Here is a 17,380-nt window from a genome sequence, read left to right as displayed (position 1 = left end):
GGCCCCGATCGGTTTCCCGATCGGGGCCTTTCCACTGAGCGGACGACGAGATTCGAACTCGCGACCCTCACCTTGGCAAGGTGATGCTCTACCAACTGAGCCACGTCCGCATTGCCTCCGAACGGCTCTCACCGTTCGGCGCGAACACCACTCTACCTGATCCACCGGAGTGGTCGGTAAGTGATGAGAGCGGGTGACAGGGATCGCACACTGCGCCTCCCCCTTGGAAAGGGGGCGCTCTACTACTGAGCTACACCCGCGTGACTCCTCGGGGTTTCGGCCTTTTCGGCCTCGCCCCTCGGCGTGCTCCAGACTTTAGCTGATCACCCCGGGTGTCGCGCAAGTCGGCTCCGCGGGCCCCGGCGTCCGGGCCCGCTCGCCCCTCAACCCGCGGCGTTGAACGCCTCGTAGACCTTCTTCGGGATGCGGCCCCGCGGCGGCACCTCCATGCCGTTGGAGCGGGCCCAGGCCCGCACGGCCGCCGGGTCCGGGGCGACGGCGGTCCGGTGGTACGCCTTGCCGGAGGCCGAGCGCTTGCGGCCGGCGGCCACGTACGGGGCGAGGGTGCCGCGGAGTTTCTTCGCGTTGGCGGAGTTGAGATCGATCTCGTAGGACTTGCCGTCGAGGCCGAAGATGACCGTCTCCGCCGCTTCCCCGCCGTCGATGTCGTCGGAGAGTGTGACCACTACGCGCTGTGCCACGGATATCGGTCCTTTCGGGCGGCCTTCTCCGCGATGACGTGCGATGACACGGCATGCCGCGGAAGGCCGGATGTTCGGAAACCAGCCTTTTTCATTTGTACAGCGGGCGGCATTGCATTGGGAAGCCCAGGTAATTTCGTCCGCGTGTCATGGAGCAATGACCGCCCCCGGGGTTTTCCCGATTTTTCGCCGCCGGTTACCGGGCCCGATGCGTAAACGTGATGGAGCGCCCCGGATACCGCCCGCATATCTACCCGCGTAGATTTTCGGGCGGGGTACGGTGTTGTCAACTCACGCACCACACCACCGGGAGTGACCGTGGCACGCGTCGTCGTCGACGTCATGCTCAAGCCGGAGATCCTCGACCCCCAGGGACAGGCGGTGCAGCGTGCACTGCCCCGGCTGGGCTTCGAGGGCATCGCGGATGTCCGCCAGGGGAAGCGCTTCGAACTGGAGGTCGACGGGCCGGTCGACGAGACCGCCCTCGCCCGCATCCACGAGATGGCGGAAACCTTCCTCGCCAACACCGTCATCGAGGACTTCACCGTGAAGGTGGAGGAGCGGTGACCGCTCGGATCGGGGTCGTCACCTTCCCCGGCAGCCTCGACGACCGGGACACGCACCGCGCGGTGCGCCGCGCCGGGGCCGAGCCCGTCGCCCTGTGGCACCGGGACAAGGACCTCAAGCAGGTCGACGCCGTCGTGCTGCCCGGCGGGTTCTCGTACGGCGACTACCTGCGGGCCGGGGCCATCTCCCGCTTCTCGCCCGTGATGGAGACCCTGGTGGACCAGGCCCGCGCCGGGCTGCCGGTGCTGGGCATCTGCAACGGCTTCCAGGTGCTCACCGAGACGCATCTGCTGCCCGGCGCGATGCTGCGCAACGACCATCTGCACTTCATCTGCCGCGAGCAGCGGCTGCGGGTGGAGAGCGCGGACACCGCCTGGACCGCCGACTACACCGCCGGCCAGGAGATCCGCATCCCGCTCAAGAACATGGACGGCCGCTATGTGGCCGACGAGCGGACGCTGGACATGCTGGAGGCCGAGGGGCGGGTCGCCTTCCGCTACCTGGACGGCAACCCCAACGGCTCGCTGCGGGACATCGCCGGTGTCACCAACGAGGCGGGCAACGTCGTCGGCCTCATGCCGCACCCCGAGCACGCCGTCGACCCGCAGGTCGGCACCGGCGGCACGGACGGCCTCGGGTTCTTCACCTCGATCCTCAAGAAGCTGGTCACCTCATGAGTCTCGACACCGTCAAGCACGCACAGGAGACGCCGGACGTCGAGCAGCCCTGGGCCGAACTCGGGCTGAAGCAGGACGAGTACGAGCGCATCCGGGCCATCCTCGGCCGCCGCCCCACCGGCGCCGAGCTCGCCATGTACTCGGTCATGTGGTCCGAGCACTGCTCGTACAAGTCCAGCAAGGTGCACCTGCGGCAGTTCGGCGAGAAGGCCCCCGCCAGCGACGCGCTGCTCGTCGGCATCGGCGAGAACGCGGGCGTCGTCGACGTCGGCCAGGGCTACGCCGTGACCTTCAAGGTCGAGTCGCACAACCACCCCTCGTACATCGAGCCGTACCAGGGCGCGGCCACCGGCGTCGGCGGCATCGTCCGCGACATCCTGGCCATGGGCGCCCGCCCGGTCGCCGTGATGGACCCGCTGCGGTTCGGCGCGGCCGACCACCCCGACACCAGGCGGGTGCTGCCCGGCGTGGTCGCGGGCATCGGTGGCTACGGCAACTGCCTGGGCCTGCCGAACATCGGCGGCGAGGTCGTCTTCGACCCCTGCTACCAGGGAAACCCGCTGGTCAACGCCCTGTGCGTGGGCGTGATGAAGCACGAGGACATCCACCTGGCGAAGGCGTCCGGCGCCGGCAACAAGGTGGTCCTGTACGGCGCCCGCACCGGTGGCGACGGCATCGGCGGCGTCTCCGTGCTCGCCTCCGAGACCTTCGAGGACGCGGGCGACAGCGCCTCCGGCACGGGCCGGCCCACCAAGCGCCCCGCGGTCCAGGTCGGCGACCCGTTCCAGGAGAAGCTGCTGATCGAGTGCACCCTGGAGATCTTCCGGGAGAACCTCGTCGAGGGCATCCAGGACCTGGGCGGCGCGGGTCTGTCCTGCGCCACCAGCGAGCTGGCGAGCGCCGGTTCGGGCGGCATGCGGGTCGAGCTGGACACCGTGCCGCTGCGCGACTCCACCCTCTCGCCCGAGGAGATCCTCATGAGCGAGTCGCAGGAGCGCATGTGTGCCATCGTGCGCCCAGAGAAGATCGACCGCTTCCTGGAGATCTGCGAGAAGTGGGACGTCCTGGCCAGCGTCATCGGCGAGGTGACGGACGGCGAGCGGCTGGAGATCTTCTGGCACGGCGAGCAGATCGTGGACGTGCCGCCGCGCACGGTGGCGCACGAGGGCCCGGTGTACGAGCGCCCGTACGCCCGTCCCGCGTGGCAGGACGCGCTGCAGGCCGACGACGCGGGCGCGCTGCCCCGCCCGGCGGACGCGGCGGAGCTGCGCGAGCAGGTCCTGAAGGTCGTGGCCTCGCCGAACCAGGCGTCCAAGTCCTGGATCACCGACCAGTACGACCGCTTCGTGCAGGGCAACACCGTGCTGGCGCAGCCGGAGGACTCCGGTGTGATCCGCATCGACGAGGAGACGAACCTCGGCGTCGCGGTGTCCACGGACGGCAACGGCCGGTACGCCAAGCTCGACCCGTACGCGGGCGCGCAGTTGGCGCTCGCCGAGTCGTACCGCAATGTCGCCGCGGCCGGCGCCAGGCCGCTCGCCATCTCCAACTGCCTGAACTTCGGCTCGCCCGAGGACCCGGCGGTGATGTGGCAGTTCGCGGAGGCGACGCGCGGCCTCGCGGACGGCTGCCTGGCCCTGGGCACGCCGGTGACCGGCGGCAATGTCTCGCTCTACAACCAGACCGGAGAGACGGCGATCCATCCGACGCCCGTGGTCGCGGTGCTCGGTGTGATCGACGACGTCACGCGCCGCACGCCGATCGGCTTCGCCGAGGAGGGGCAGCTGCTCTATCTGCTCGGCGACACGGCGGCGGAGTTCGGCGGCTCGGCCTGGGCGGAGGTCGTCCACGGCCACCTCGGCGGGCTGCCGCCGAAGGTGGACCTCGGTCGCGAGAAGCTGCTGGCCGAGATCCTGATCTCGGCCTCGCGCGACGGCATGGTGGACGCGGCGCACGACCTGTCGGACGGCGGTCTGATCCAGGCGGTCGTGGAGTCGTGTCTGCGCGGCGGCAAGGGCGCTCGGCTGATCGTCCCGGACGGTCTGGACGCGTTCACGTTCCTGTTCTCCGAGTCCGCGGGCCGTGCGGTCGTCGCGGTGCCGCGCAGCGAGGAGCTGCGGTTCACGGACATGTGCGGGGCGCGCGGGCTGCCCGCGACCCGCGTCGGCGTGGTGGACGGCGACGCGGTCGACGTGCAGGGGCAGTTCGTGCTGCCGCTGAGCGAGCTGCGCGCGGCGCACGAGGCCACGATTCCGGCGCTGTTCGCCTGATCGGCGGGGCCCCGTTCCCCCTGGTGGGGAGCGGGGCCCTTAAGCTCGGGCCATGCCGTCCGCGAGCAAGCCCCGGGCCCGCCGTCACGACCCCGCGAAGGTGCGGGCCGCGCTGACCGCGCAATTGGACGCCGTACGGGATGTGGCGCGCGAGCTGGGGGAGCCGGAGCTGTCCCGGCCCTCGGGGCTGCCCGGCTGGGACGTACGCGCGCTGCTGACGCACATCGCCCGGCAGGTCGAAGCGGTGCCGCGCGCCCTGGCGGGGTCCGAGGAGCGGCCGCGGCCCGCCCGGGACGAGCTGGACCTCGTCACCTGGGCGCGGTCCACCGAACGGATCGCCGGCGCGCTGGACGAGGACACCCGGGACGCCGCCGCCCGGACCCCCGACCCGGCCGCCCGGCTGGACGCCGCCGCCGAGGAGCTGGCGGCCGTCCTGGACCGGGCGGCGGAGCCGGCCCGTGTCGTCCACATCCGGCTCGGGACCCTGCGCGCGGCCGACTTCCTGGTCACCCGGCTCGTGGAGCTCGTCGTGCACGCCGACGACCTCGCCCGCGCCACGGGCACCGAAGTGCCCCTGGAGCGCCAGGCGTTGGCCGCGACCGTACGGCTGCTGGCCGATGCCCTGGCCGCCGCGGCCCCCGGCGGATCGGTCGAGGTGCGCGTCCCGCCGTATGCCGTGGTCCAGTGCGTCGAGGGCCCCCGGCACACCCGGGGCACCCCGCCGAACGTGGTGGAGACCGACCCGCTGACCTGGCTGCGCCTGGCCACCGGCCGCGTGGGGTGGGCGGACGCGCTGGATTCCGCGGCGGTGACCGCCAGCGGGGAGCGCGCGGACCTGGCGGCCCACCTCCCCGTGCTCCGCTGAAATGCGAAAAGGCCGAAAAGGCCCGCGCAAAGTCGGAAAAGGCAAAGAAAGGGGCGGCTTCCCGACCCCTTCCCGTCGTCCGTGCGTAATCCCGCGCTCACTCCGTGTCCGCGAGCTGAGTGATTCTCGCCTCATTCGAGCACGTAACCCCGTAGTACCCCCATTGCGGTGCCCCACCCGGTTCGGACGATTCCCCGATCTGGCCTAGACTCGGTGGCGTGCCACGTGGTGACGGACGACTCAACCACGATCTCCTTCCCGGCGAGAAAGGCCCCCAGGACGCATGTGGCGTCTTCGGAGTCTGGGCGCCGGGAGAAGAGGTCGCCAAACTCACCTATTTCGGGCTGTACGCGCTACAGCACCGAGGACAGGAGTCCGCGGGCATCGCGGTGAGCAACGGCTCGCAGATCCTCGTCTTCAAGGACATGGGTCTGGTCTCCCAAGTCTTCGACGAGACCTCGCTCAGCTCGCTCCAAGGTCATATCGCGGTGGGCCACGCCCGCTACTCGACGACCGGTGCCTCGGTGTGGGAGAACGCCCAGCCGACCTTCCGCGCGACCGCCCACGGCTCGATCGCGCTGGGTCACAACGGCAATCTCGTGAACACCGCCGAGCTGGCCGAGATGGTCGCGGCCCTGCCCCGCGACAACGGACGCGCCACCCAGGTCGCGGCGACCAACGACACCGATCTGGTGACCGCCCTCCTCGCCGGCCAGGCCGACGACGACGGCAAGCCGATGACCGTCGAGGCCGCCGCCACCAAGGTCCTGCCCACCGTGCAGGGCGCCTTCTCGCTGGTCTTCATGGACGAGCACACCCTCTACGCCGCCCGCGACCCGCAGGGCATCCGCCCGCTGGTGCTGGGCCGGCTGGAGCGCGGCTGGGTCGTGGCGAGCGAGACCGCCGCCCTCGACATCGTCGGCGCCTCCTTCATCCGCGAGATCGAGCCCGGTGAGCTGATCGCCGTCGACGAGGACGGGCTGCGCTCCTCCCGCTTCGCCGAGGCCCGCCCCAAGGGCTGTGTCTTCGAGTACGTCTACCTCGCCCGCCCCGACACCGACATCGCCGGCCGCAACGTCTATCTCTCGCGGGTGGAGATGGGCCGCCGGCTGGCCGCCGAGGCTCCGGCCGAGGCCGACCTGGTGATAGCGACCCCGGAGTCCGGCACCCCCGCCGCCGTGGGCTACGCCGAGGCGAGCGGCATCCCGTACGGCTCCGGGCTGGTAAAGAACTCGTACGTGGGCCGGACCTTCATCCAGCCCAGCCAGACCATTCGCCAGCTGGGCATCCGGCTCAAGCTCAACCCCCTCAAGGAGGTCATCCGGGGCAAGCGCCTGGTGGTCGTCGACGACTCGATCGTCCGCGGCAACACCCAGCGCGCGCTGGTCCGGATGCTGCGCGAGGCCGGCGCCGCCGAGGTCCACATCCGGATCTCCTCGCCGCCGATCAAGTGGCCCTGCTTCTTCGGCATCGACTTCGCCACCCGCGCGGAGCTGATCGCCAACGGGCTGTCCGTCGAGGAGATCGGCAAGTCGCTGGGCGCCGACTCGCTGGCGTACATCTCCCTCGACGCCATGGTCGAGGCGACCACCATCGGCAAGCCGAACCTCTGCCGCGCCTGCTTCGACGGCGAGTACCCGATGGCGCTGCCGGACCCGGAGCTGCTGGGGAAGCACCTGCTGGAGCCCGAGCCGGGCGGGCAGGCCAAGACCGACCCCGACGGCGTCCGGACGCTCACGGCCGGTGTCGGCGGCGCCGACGCGCTGCGCCGCCCGTAACCACGACCCGAAAGAACCTCCCATGTCTGCTATGTCCGGAAACAGCGATGCCGGAAACGGCTCTGCCGGAACCAGTGGTGCCGGAAACGGCGGCGGTGGGGCGAGCTACGCCGCCGCGGGCGTCGACATCGAGGCGGGCGACCGCGCGGTCGAGCTGATGAAGGAGTGGGTGAAGAAGGCCACCCGCCCGGAGGTCGTCGGCGGCCTCGGCGGCTTCGCCGGCCTCTTCGACGCGAGCGCCCTCAAGCGCTACGAGCGCCCGCTGCTCGCCTCCGCCACGGACGGCGTCGGCACCAAGGTCGACATCGCCCGGCGGATGGGCGTCTACGACACGATCGGTCACGACCTGGTCGCCATGGTCATGGACGACATCGTGGTGTGCGGTGCCGAACCGCTGTTCATGACCGACTACATCTGCGTCGGCAAGGTCCACCCCGAGCGGGTCGCCGCCATCGTCAAGGGCATCGCCGAGGGCTGCGTCCTCGCCGGCTGCGCCCTGGTCGGCGGCGAGACGGCGGAGCACCCCGGGCTGCTGGGCCCGGACGAGTTCGATGTCGCGGGCGCCGGCACCGGCGTGGTCGAGGCCGACCGGCTGCTGGGCGCGGATCGCATCCGTACGGGTGACGCCGTGATCGCGATGGCGTCCTCCGGACTTCACTCGAACGGGTACTCGCTCGTTCGGCATGTCCTCTTCGACCGTGCGGGATGGGCGCTGGACCGGGAGGTTCCGGAGTTCGGCCGCACCCTCGGCGAGGAGCTGCTGGAGCCCACCAGGATCTACTCGCTGGACTGCCTGGCGCTCACCCGCACCGCCGAGGTGCACGCGTACTCGCACATCACCGGCGGTGGGCTGGCCAACAACCTGGCCCGGGTGATCCCGGACGGGCTGCACGCCGTCGTCGACCGCGCAACCTGGGCCCCCGGCGCGGTGTTCGACCTGGTCGGGGCGGTCGGCGAGGTCGCTCGGCCGGAGCTGGAGAAGACGCTCAACATGGGCGTCGGCATGATGGCCGTGGTGCCCGCGGAGTCGGTGGACGTGGCGCTCACCACGCTGGCGGACCGGGGGGTCGACGCCTGGGTCGCCGGTGAGATCACCGATCGCGCGGAGAGCGGTGAGCACGCCGGGCCGGTCGGGATGATCGGTGACTACGCGAGCTGAGAACCGGCCCGCGGTGGCCCCGGGCCGGGGCCCCGCGGCTCCCGGCCGGAACCCCGCGGCGGCATCGCGCCGGGCCGCCGCGGCTCCCGGCCGGGGTTCCGTGCCGCCCCCGGGCAGCACAGAACCCGGTCCGGAGGTGAGCTCCGAACCGGGTCAGTGGTCGTGCTGTGGGACGCCTGAAGTCAGGCGCGCCGCCGCAGAGCGGACGAGTCGGACTGGTCGTCCTCTTCGTCCTCTACGTTGTAGCGATCCGCGTACTGTGCGTACGGGTCGTCGTCCAGCTCATCGTCCTCGAACGGCTCGCCATTCGGCGGCTGCTTCGACGTCGATGCGCCCAGCTCCTCGGCCAGGCGTGACAGGTCCGTCCCACCGCTGTTGTACTTCAGCTGGCGGGCGACCTTAGTCTGCTTGGCCTTGGCCCGGCCGCGCCCCATGGCTCGACCCCCTCAACGACGGGGCTCGACGGCCCCAGAGTCTTGACACACGCGTTCATGAGTTGGAGCGGGCTCTCGAGGGAGAGACCGGTCCGTAGGGCTTCAACGGTACCTGCTTCCGCGGCCATACGGTACGTCGCCCGCAGGACGCGCCACGCAGCAGAACCTACGAGGAGCCCTGTCCTCGCTGGTCAGCTTCGATTTTACCTTCTGTCGGGCATCGACCCGCCGATGGGGCGTGAGAAGTCTCTCGCGGGTCCGTCCCACCGCGCGCCGCGGGACGGCCGCACCCGGCCCTCGTACGCCGAAAGCGGCCGTCCCCGGGGCCCGGGGGCGCGGGGACCGAACGGTCCCCGCGCTCAGGGGCCGGGCTCGGTCCGTGATCAGGACTGGGCCCGCGCCTCCGCCATCCGCTGCTCGGCGAGCCGGTCGGCCGCGGCGGCCGGCGGGATGCCGTCCGCCTTCGCCCGATCAAATATGGCCAAAGTCGTGTCAAAGATCCGAGACGCCTTCGCCTTGGCCCGGTCGAAGTCGAAACCGTGCAGCTCGTCCGCGACCTGGATGACGCCACCGGCGTTCACCACATAGTCGGGCGCGTAGAGGACGCCGCGGTCCGCGAGGTCCTTCTCGACCCCCGGGTGGGCGAGCTGGTTGTTGGCGGCGCCGCAGACGACCTTCGCGGTCAGGGCCGGCACCGTGGCGTCGTTGAGGGCGCCGCCGAGCGCGCACGGGGCGTAGACGTCCAGGTCGGCGCGGATCAGCGCGTCCGTGTCCGCGACGGCGGTGACCTGCGGGTGGCGCCGGCGCACGGCCTCCACGGAGGCGGCTCTGACGTCCGTGATCACGACCTCGGCGCCGTCCTCCAGGAGGTGGGCGACGAGGTGGTGGCCGACCTTGCCGACGCCGGCGACGCCGACCCGGCGGCCGCGCAGCGTGGGGTCGCCCCACAGGTGCTGGGCGCTGGCGCGCATGCCCTGGAAGACGCCGTAGGCGGTGAGCACCGAGGAGTCGCCGGCGCCGCCGCCCTCGGGGGAGCGGCCGGTGGTCCACTGGCACGTGCGGGCCACCACGTCCATGTCGGCGACATAGGTGCCGACATCGCAGGCGGTGACGTAACGCCCGCCGAGCGAGGCCACGAAGCGGCCGTAGGCGAGCAGGAGTTCCTCGGTCTTGACCGTCTCGGGGTCGCCGATGATGACGGCCTTGCCGCCGCCGTGGTTCAGCCCCGCGAGGGCGTTCTTGTAGGACATGCCCCGGGAGAGGTTGAGCGCGTCCAGCACCGCCTCCTCCTCGGAGCCGTACGCGTGGAAGCGGGTGCCGCCGAGGGCGGGTCCGAGGGCGGTGGAGTGGATGGCGATCACGGCCTTGAGGCCGGTCTCGCGGTCCTGGCAGAGGACGACCTGCTCATGGCCGCCTTGCTCGGAACGGAACAGCGTGGACAGCACGCTCTGCCCGGTGGGGCCGTCGGCGCTGACGGTGGGACGAACGTCGGTCACGGTGGTGACTCCCGAAGTCGCGGAGAACGCCCTCGGCGCCGTTCCCCGCTTGTGGCGGGAAGAGGTCCCGGAGGGCCGGTCGGCCACAGAGTAGAACCTGAACGGCCCTCGGATCACCGGAGTGCCGCTATCGGACTACGGACGTGGGACGATCTGCACAGCCCCGCCGGGCCCCCGGGTCCGCGCGGAGCGCGGGGAGCAGGCTCCGACACCGTCCGGCACCGACGAGGGAGTAGAGGCGTGGCCCTGGCGTCTTCGGTGATGGTCCCGTACGCGGCCTATCTACGGGTCTATGAACCTCTGGCCGCCTTTCCCGAGCCCGAGAGGTCCCATTGGTACCGCTACGCGGCCCGTGAGGAGACCCCCACGGCCCAGGACGAACTGCGCCGCTCCCTCGCCGACTTGCTGCCCGTGCCGCCCGTACCGGTGCCGGTGCACGAGAGCGGCGACGCCTTCGTGGCGGTGGTGGACGGTGTCACCTGCGTCTGTCCCTGGCGGACCCGGCTGCGCGGCTGGCTGGCGCTCGCCGAGCTCGCGGAGCAACTGCCGCCGCCGGTGCTGGACGCGGTGCTGCCGCCGGTGATCCGCCGCCAGGCGGTGACGGACTACGAGCGCTGGCGGGAGCGGAATCCGGACGCCCGGCCGTGGATTCGCTCGGCGACCTGGCACGTGCCGGTCCGCTGGTTCGTGCTCTTCTCCGACGAGGAGCGGGAGTACGTCAAGGACCCGGAGGCGCCGGTGCTGCGCTACCGCACCCCGATGGCCCAGGCGCGGCGGCGGGTCGCCCGGGGGCTCAAGGCGCTGCGGGACGCGCTGGAGGAGGGCCCGCTGCTGGAGGGGCTGGAGAATGTGGGCCGGTGGCTGGAAGAGTTCCATCCGCGGTCCCTGGTGGAGCTGGACTACGGCGGTCTGGTGCACGCTCTGGGAGAGGATCGTCTCGCCGAGGACCACTCGGCCGCCGATGTGGCCGAGGGACTGGAAGCGCTCAGCGCGGGTGACGGCACGCGGGCGGGCGAGGCGTACGAGCGGCTGACGGTCCGCTGGCGGGCCGTGCGCGAGCGGCAGTTCGCCAGCTGAGGCCCAGGACGTAGGTCCCTATCCGGGCCAATGCCACAAGCGTGACGGACAGCACTTTTTCCGGCCTTGCCCCCATCCCTAGCTCTCGTGTCAAAATAGGACAAGGAGCCCGGCTGGGGCTCCTGTGTCCGCTTAAGGGTGGATTCCTCGGTATTGCACCTCTTGGTCGTTGCGGGCGTCCCGGATCTATCATCGTGACTGATCGTCACGATGCCGTGACTGTCCGTTATGGCATGGTCCATCGGCTTCCGCCGAGGTTGAACACCTGAGGGGGCAATTCCATCGGTTTGGCCGACCGGGCTGGACAGATGGTGTAGTTGTAGTGCCGAGGACAAGCCGTTCGTCCTATAACCGACTCGGCCTGCGTGCGCCATTTCGGGCAACGCGGGTCAAGGTGCAGAATTTAGAGGAAAGAACCGTGATGGTTCGGTTCTCCCGAGGAGGCCGCTCATGACCGCTCGCACCCCTGATGCCGAGCCGCTGCTGACCCCGGCTGAGGTCGCCACGATGTTCCGCGTGGACCCGAAGACGGTCACGCGCTGGGCCAAGGCCGGCAAGCTCACGTCCATCCGCACGCTCGGCGGGCACCGCCGCTACCGCGAAGCGGAGGTCCGCGCCCTGCTCGCGGGCATCCCGCAGCAGCGCAGCGAGGCCTGACAACCACATAAATAACGCATGACCGGGCACATTCCGGGGCCCCCAACCCGGCCGTTGCCCACCTGTTCCACACGACGGGCGCCTGCCCCAACAGGCTCCATTTCCCTCTGACGCACTTCGCCGAGGACACGTCGTCGATCGCGCTGGACTCCGCCGGGTCCAGCGCGATCTTTTTATGTCCGGGCCCGGATTCGGGTCCGGTCCCTGAGCCGAGCCCGGGCCCGGGCTCCGGGCCCACGCCCGGCCCTGGGCCGGACCCGGGGGTCCGCGCCCCGCGGGGCGGGTCGCCGCACCCGGGGCCGGCTCTCCTTCCGGCACCCTTCCCCGGACAGTGCAATTGCACATATTAAATTGACCGGGTGTAGGGAGGGGTTAAGTTCCCCGGTCACCGAAACTCGTTCGGTGACTCCCGTCACAGGGTGTGCTTCTTGTCCCCGGCGGAACCCTGCGATATGGGGTTATCGACGGCCACTTCGGAGTCATTTTCAGCCTTCCACCGACACGGCGGTCGTGAACCCGCCGTTGGTCACCGAGGCGGGGGACTTTCGTCCCTGCGGCCCTCCTGGGCGCTCTCCCGGCCGTGGGCGACGCAGACGACCTCCACGCGCTCCGGGGCGCTCCCCGGCTCCGTGGCGGCCGCACCGCCCTCCGCGCCGACCGCGGCCGCCGGCTCGGGGGACTCGGACGGCGCGGGCGCCTCGCCGGGCTCCATGGCCAGCCGCAGCAGCTGATGGCAGATCGGACAGTGGCGGGTCAGATGGCGATAGCCCGACGCGGCCGACAGATGGGCGCGCAGCAGCGCCCTGGTCCTGTGCTTCGCCGTCTCGACCATGCGTGCACCTCCGGCCGTGCGCGTGCACTCCCCGGGGCGGGCCGCCCTCTGGGTTCCTGCGTACCGGCGGCAGATGCCGCCGTCAATATGCCGCGGCACAGCAAAACGGCCCGCATGCGTGACGCATGCGGGCCGAACGGCGGTCCTGACGGGATTTGAACCCGCGGCCTCCACCTTGACAGGGTGGCGAGCACTCCAAACTGCTCCACAGGACCAGGTTTCGCGGCGCTTTTTCTTTCCTGCGCTGCGAAGACAGACTGTACAGCAGGTCAGGGGTCCTGGTCGAACCGGTGCTCCCGGGGGCCGCCCCCGGGAGCGCGCGGCCCGCGGCGGGCCCTACGGAGCCGCCGCGTCGATCGCCTTCAGGATGCGCTTGTCCGACACCGGGAACGCCGTGCCCAGCGCATGGGCGAAGTAGCTCACCCGGAGCTCCTCGATCATCCAGCGGATGTCCAGGACCTCCTGCGGCACCGGCCGGGAGGGGTGCGCCCGGGCCAGCTCCGCCAGCAGCCAGTCGTACTCCTCGCGCATCTCGCGGACCTTCGCCATCCGGGTGCGGTCCCGCTCGGCGTTGGCGGGCAGCTGGGTCAGCCGCCGGTCCACGGCCACCAGATAGCGCAGCAGGTCCGGCAGCCTGCGCACTCCGTGGGCGGTGACGAAGCCCGGCTTCACCAGCTCGGCCAACTGCTCCTTGACGTCGGTGAGCGAGGTCAGCAGCGTCGGCGAGGAGACCGCCTTCAGCCGGCGCTCGCACGCCTGCCAGGCGGCCAGCACCTCCTGCACCCCGCGCACCGCCTTGACCGTCTCGTCCACCACGTCGGCGCGCACGGCGTCGAACAGCTTGCGGAACGACTCCTCGTCCCACGCCGGCCCGCCGTGCACGGCGATCAGCCGGTCGACGGCCGCCGTGACGCAGTCGTCGAAGAGCGCGCCCAGCGAGCCGTGGGGATTGCGGGACAGGGCCAGCTTCTGCTGGTTGGTCAGCTTGTCCTGGGCGTACTTCGCCGCGTTGACCGGGATGTTCAGCATCAGCAGCCGGCGTGTGCCGCGCCACATCGCCCGCCGCTGCTCTGCTTCGGTGTCGAAGAGCCGCACGGCCACCGACGAGCCCTCGTCCACCAGCGCCGGGTACGCCTTGACGGGCTGGCCCGCGCGGCGCGTCTCGAAGGTGCGCGGCAGCGAGCCGACGGTCCACCGGGTCAGCCCGGTGCGCTGGTCGAAGCCGCCGCCGGCCCCCGCGCCGGACCCGCCGGCCGCGCCGCCGGTGGCCTGCTCGAACGCCTTGGTGATCGCCGCCCGGGTCCTGGGCCTGAGCCGCACCTTGAGCGCTTCCAGGTCCTTGTCCTCGGCGAGCTTGCGCCGGCGCTCGTCGGTCACCCGGAAGGTGATCTTCAGATGGTCGGGGACCTTCGACCAGTCCCAGTCCGCCGGGTCGATCCGCACCCCGACCATGCGGTGCAGCTCACGGCCGAGCGCGGTGGTGAGCGGCTCCTGGAACGGGACGGCGATGTCCAGGAAGCGCTGCGCGTAGTTCGGCGCCGGCACGTAGTTGCGCCGCACCGCCTTGGGCAGCGACCGGATCAGCTCGGTGATCAGGTCCTCGCGCAGGCCCGGGATCTGCCAGTCGAAGCCCTCGGGGGTGACCTGGTTGAGCACCTGGAGCGGGATGTGGACGGTGACGCCGTCCGCGTCCGCCCCCGGCTCGAACTGGTACGTCAGCTTGAACTTCAGCTTCCCCTGGCGCCAGGAGTCCGGGTAGTCGTCCTTGGTGACGCCCGACGCCCGCTCGTTGATGAGCATGGACTTCTCGAAGTCCAGCAGCTCCGGGGCCTCCCGGCGCTTGTGCTTCCACCAGGAGTCGAAGTGCGCGCCGGAGACCACGTGCTCGGGCAGCCGCTGGTCGTAGAAGTCGAAGAGCGTCTCGTCGTCCACCAGGATGTCGCGGCGGCGGGCGCGGTGCTCCAGCTCCTCCACCTCGCCCAGCAGCTTCCGGTTGTCGTGGAAGAACTGGTGGTGGGTGCGCCAGTCGCCCTCCACCAGCGCATGGCGGATGAACAGCTCCCGGCTCGTCTCCGGGTCGATCCGGCCGTAGTTGACCTTGCGCTGGGCGACGATCGGCACGCCGTAGAGCGTCACCCGCTCGTACGCCATCACCGCGGCCTGGTCCTTCTCCCAGTGCGGCTCGCTGTACGCGCGCTTGACCAGGTGCTGGGCCAGCGGCTCGATCCACTCGGGCTCGACCCTGGCGTTCACCCGCGCCCACAGGCGGGAGGTCTCCACCAGTTCGGCCGACATCAGCCAGCGCGGCGGCTTCTTGAACAGCGCCGAGCCCGGGAAGACGGCGAACTTGGCGCCGCGCGCGCCCAGGTACTCGTTCTTGTCGGTGTCCTTGAGACCGATGTGCGAGAGCAGTCCGGCCAGCAGCGAGGTGTGGATGTGCTGCTCGGCCGCGTCCTGCTCGGACAGCTGGATGCCCATGGTCTTGGCGACCGTGCGCAGCTGGGAGTAGATGTCCTGCCACTCCCGTATGCGCAGGTAGTTCAGGAACTCCGCCTTGCACATCCGGCGGAACGCGGAGGAGGACAGCGCCTTCTGCTGCTCACGCACATAGCGCCACAGGTTCAGATAGGTGAGGAAGTCGCTGGTCTCGTCCTTGAAGCGGGCGTGCTGCTGGTCCGCCTGCTGCTGCTTGTCGGAGGGGCGCTCGCGCGGGTCCTGGATGGACAGCGCCGCCGCGATCACCATCACCTCGCGGACGCAGTTGTTCCGCTCGGCCTCCAGCACCATGCGGGCCAGCCGCGGGTCCACCGGGAGCTGGGCCAGCTTGCGGCCGGTGGGCGTCAGGCGCTTGCGGGGGTCCTTCTGCGCCGGGTCGAGCGCGCCGAGCTCCTCCAGGAGCTGGACGCCGTCCTTGATGTTGCGGCGGTCCGGCGGATCGATGAACGGGAACTTCTCGATGTCCCCGAGGCCCGCCGCGGTCATCTGCAGGATGACCGACGCGAGGTTCGTCCGCAGGATCTCGGCGTCCGTGAACTCCGGGCGGGCGAGGAAGTCCTCCTCGGAGTACAGCCGGATGCAGATGCCGTCGCTCGTACGGCCGCAGCGGCCCTTGCGCTGATTGGCGCTGGCCTGCGAGATCCGCTCGATCGGCAGCCGCTGCACCTTGGTGCGGTGGCTGTAGCGGGAGATCCGCGCGGTGCCCGGGTCGATCACGTACTTGATGCCCGGGACGGTCAGGGACGTCTCGGCGACGTTCGTCGCCAGCACGACACGGCGGCCGGAGTGCCGCTGGAAGACGCGGTGCTGCTCGGCGTGCGAGAGCCGGGCGTAGAGCGGCAGCACCTCGGTGCGGGCGGCGACCGCGCCGCCGGCGCGGAACTTCTTCTCCAGGGCGTCCGCGGTGTCGCGGATCTCGCGCTCCCCGGAGAGGAACACCAGGATGTCGCCCTCGCCCTCGCGCTGGAGCTCGTCCACCGCGTCGCAGATCGCGGTGACCTGGTCGCGGTCCGGGTCGGTGCCGTCCTCCTCCAGCAGCGGGCGGTAGCGGACCTCCACCGGATAGGTGCGGCCGCTCACCTCGATGATCGGCGCGTCGCCGAAGTGCCGGGAGAAGCGCTCCGGGTCGATCGTCGCCGAGGTGATCACGACCTTGAGGTCGGGGCGGCGGGGGAGGAGCTGGGCGAGATAGCCCAGGATGAAGTCGATGTTGAGGCTGCGCTCGTGCGCCTCGTCGATGATGATCGTGTCGTACGCGCGCAGCTCGCGGTCCGTCTGGATCTCCGCGAGCAGGATGCCGTCCGTCATCAGCTTGACGAGGGTGTCCTCGCCCACCTGGTCGGTGAAGCGGACCTTCCAGCCGATGGCCCCGCCGAGCGGGGTGTTCAGCTCCTCGGCGACGCGCTCGGCGACCGTCCGGGCGGCGATGCGGCGCGGCTGGGTGTGGCCGATCAGGCCCCGGACGCCGCGGCCCAGCTCCAGGCAGATCTTGGGGATCTGGGTGGTCTTGCCGGAGCCGGTCTCACCGGCGACGATCACCACCTGGTGGTCCCGGATCGCCGCCAGGATGTCGTCCTTCTTCTGGCTGACCGGGAGCTGCTCGGGGTAGGTCACCTCGGGGACGGCGGCGCGGCGGGCCGCGAGGCGGAGTTCGGCCTGCTCGATCTCGGCCTCGATCTCCGCGAGGACGGCCTGGCGGGCGTCGGGCTTGCGGATGCGCCGGGCGCCGTCGAGGCGCCGCCCGAGGCGGCGCTCGTCGCGCGAGGTGAGCTCGGGCAGCCGGGTCTGGAGGGCGGCGAAGGAGACGGGCGAGGGCGAGGATGTAGGCATACCGCGGTCAAGGATCTCACCTCGGGGTTCCGGGACGCGAACGGTTTCCTCCCGGCGCGCGGGCGGACCGCGGTACGGCGGTGGCCGCGGGCCGGTCGTCGTACGGCGGTCGCCGCGGGCCGGGCCTTCGTACGCGGGCGGCCGTGGCGCCGTCGCCGCGGGCCGGCCGTCGTGGCCGCGACTTAGGATGGGGGCCCACCAAGGGAAGAGGAGCCCATGGCGCGCACGGCCCGCCCCGCCACCCCGGCGGCAGCGCTCCTCACCCTGCTCGCGGCCCTGGCCGCCCTGTTCCTCGCCGCGCCCAAGGCGGCCCCGATCGCGACCTCGACCTCGCGGGCGGCCCTTCTCGCGGCCCCGGTCGCGGCTTCGCACACGGCCCCGGTGGCGGCTCCGCACACGGCCCCCGCCCCGGTCGCGGACGGCGACCGCGCCCCCCGCTGCGACCGGTTCCCGGGCGGCCACCACACCGAGCCCGCCGTCCCCGCGCGCGCCGCCGGCCCCTCGTACGAGCACGGTCAGGCGCCCGCCACCCGCCCCGTCG

13 protein-coding genes, 3 tRNA genes and 1 pseudogene are annotated in these 17,380 nt (G+C 71.2%); 9 read left to right on the top strand and 8 right to left on the bottom strand.

Annotation, left to right across the window (positions count from 1 at the left end; genetic code table 11):
* Window positions 1-37 precede the first annotated feature (37 nt).
* The 3 genes from ACSNOD_RS16350 to ACSNOD_RS16340 all read right to left on the bottom strand — a co-directional run bounded on the left by ACSNOD_RS16350 (window position 38) and on the right by ACSNOD_RS16340 (window position 701).
* A tRNA-Gly gene (locus ACSNOD_RS16350) sits at window positions 38-110 on the bottom strand.
* Window positions 111-188: 78 nt separating this feature from the next.
* Window positions 189-260: transfer RNA gene (locus ACSNOD_RS16345), tRNA-Gly, on the bottom strand.
* A 123-nt stretch (window positions 261-383) separates the two neighbouring features.
* Window positions 384-701, bottom strand: a complete 318-nt coding sequence (locus ACSNOD_RS16340) for a histone-like nucleoid-structuring protein Lsr2 (protein WP_436767663.1) — start codon at window positions 699-701, stop codon at window positions 384-386.
* Between the two features lie 318 nt (window positions 702-1,019).
* Between ACSNOD_RS16340 and purS the strand changes: the two genes are divergently transcribed.
* From purS to purM, 6 genes are all read left to right on the top strand, one after another.
* Window positions 1,020-1,268, top strand: coding sequence for a phosphoribosylformylglycinamidine synthase subunit PurS (purS, locus tag ACSNOD_RS16335; protein ID WP_436767664.1), 249 nt, complete (start codon window positions 1,020-1,022; stop codon window positions 1,266-1,268).
* Window positions 1,265-1,945 carry a phosphoribosylformylglycinamidine synthase subunit PurQ gene (gene purQ, locus ACSNOD_RS16330; RefSeq protein WP_436767662.1) on the top strand — a complete coding sequence of 227 codons (681 nt, stop codon included), beginning with the start codon at window positions 1,265-1,267 and terminating at the stop codon, window positions 1,943-1,945. The genes purS and purQ overlap by 4 nt, the downstream gene beginning before the upstream one ends.
* Window positions 1,942-4,215, top strand: a complete 2,274-nt coding sequence (purL, locus tag ACSNOD_RS16325) for a phosphoribosylformylglycinamidine synthase subunit PurL (RefSeq protein ID WP_436767661.1) — start codon at window positions 1,942-1,944, stop codon at window positions 4,213-4,215. Before purQ ends, purL begins: the two co-directional genes overlap by 4 nt.
* 52 nt (window positions 4,216-4,267) lie before the next feature.
* Window positions 4,268-5,080 (top strand): sterol carrier family protein, encoded by an 813-nt coding sequence (locus tag ACSNOD_RS16320; RefSeq protein WP_436767660.1) that lies wholly within the window; start codon window positions 4,268-4,270, stop codon window positions 5,078-5,080.
* 218 nt (window positions 5,081-5,298) lie between these two features.
* Window positions 5,299-6,858 carry an amidophosphoribosyltransferase gene (purF, locus tag ACSNOD_RS16315; protein ID WP_436767659.1) on the top strand — a complete coding sequence of 520 codons (1,560 nt, stop codon included), beginning with the start codon at window positions 5,299-5,301 and terminating at the stop codon, window positions 6,856-6,858.
* A gap of 31 nt (window positions 6,859-6,889) precedes the next feature.
* Window positions 6,890-8,017 carry a phosphoribosylformylglycinamidine cyclo-ligase gene (gene purM / locus ACSNOD_RS16310; RefSeq protein ID WP_436767658.1) on the top strand — a complete coding sequence of 376 codons (1,128 nt, stop codon included), beginning with the start codon at window positions 6,890-6,892 and terminating at the stop codon, window positions 8,015-8,017.
* Window positions 8,018-8,199: 182 nt separating this feature from the next.
* On the opposite strand, the gene ACSNOD_RS16305 is transcribed toward purM, so the two are convergent.
* Both ACSNOD_RS16305 and ACSNOD_RS16300 read right to left on the bottom strand, forming a co-directional pair.
* Window positions 8,200-8,451 (bottom strand): DUF3073 domain-containing protein, encoded by a 252-nt coding sequence (locus ACSNOD_RS16305; RefSeq protein WP_436767657.1) that lies wholly within the window; start codon window positions 8,449-8,451, stop codon window positions 8,200-8,202.
* 383 nt (window positions 8,452-8,834) lie between these two features.
* Window positions 8,835-9,947: a Leu/Phe/Val dehydrogenase gene (locus ACSNOD_RS16300; protein WP_436767656.1), complete on the bottom strand. Its 1,113-nt coding sequence runs from the start codon at window positions 9,945-9,947 to the stop codon at window positions 8,835-8,837.
* A gap of 240 nt (window positions 9,948-10,187) precedes the next feature.
* On the opposite strand from ACSNOD_RS16300, the gene ACSNOD_RS16295 reads away from it, so the two are divergent.
* Both ACSNOD_RS16295 and bldC read left to right on the top strand, forming a co-directional pair.
* A complete protein-coding gene (locus tag ACSNOD_RS16295; protein WP_436767655.1) occupies window positions 10,188-11,024 on the top strand; it encodes a hypothetical protein in 837 nt (278 codons plus the stop codon).
* 450 nt (window positions 11,025-11,474) lie between these two features.
* Complete coding sequence (bldC, locus tag ACSNOD_RS16290) at window positions 11,475-11,681, top strand: developmental transcriptional regulator BldC (RefSeq protein ID WP_003949541.1); 207 nt, start codon at window positions 11,475-11,477, stop codon at window positions 11,679-11,681.
* A gap of 526 nt (window positions 11,682-12,207) precedes the next feature.
* Here bldC and ACSNOD_RS16285 read toward each other — a convergent pair.
* The 3 genes from ACSNOD_RS16285 to hrpA all read right to left on the bottom strand — a co-directional run bounded on the left by ACSNOD_RS16285 (window position 12,208) and on the right by hrpA (window position 16,839).
* Window positions 12,208-12,513 (bottom strand): DUF6274 family protein, encoded by a 306-nt coding sequence (locus ACSNOD_RS16285; RefSeq protein WP_436767654.1) that lies wholly within the window; start codon window positions 12,511-12,513, stop codon window positions 12,208-12,210.
* 140 nt (window positions 12,514-12,653) lie between these two features.
* A tRNA-Asp gene (locus tag ACSNOD_RS16280) sits at window positions 12,654-12,728 on the bottom strand.
* Window positions 12,729-12,849: 121 nt separating this feature from the next.
* Entirely contained in the window at window positions 12,850-16,839 is a 3,990-nt protein-coding gene (gene hrpA / locus ACSNOD_RS16275; protein ID WP_436767653.1) for an ATP-dependent RNA helicase HrpA, read from the bottom strand.
* 216 nt (window positions 16,840-17,055) lie between these two features.
* On the opposite strand from hrpA, the pseudogene ACSNOD_RS16270 reads away from it, so the two are divergent.
* Window positions 17,056-17,380: pseudogene (locus ACSNOD_RS16270) on the top strand (hypothetical protein); the annotation flags it as partial.

Origin of the sequence: Streptomyces sp. URMC 123, from assembly GCF_051386515.1 — a bacterium.
Classification (GTDB): Bacteria; Actinomycetota; Actinomycetes; order Streptomycetales; family Streptomycetaceae; genus Streptomyces.
Note: the sequence above shows the minus strand (reverse complement) of the source record. Positions and strands in the feature narration are given on the sequence as shown.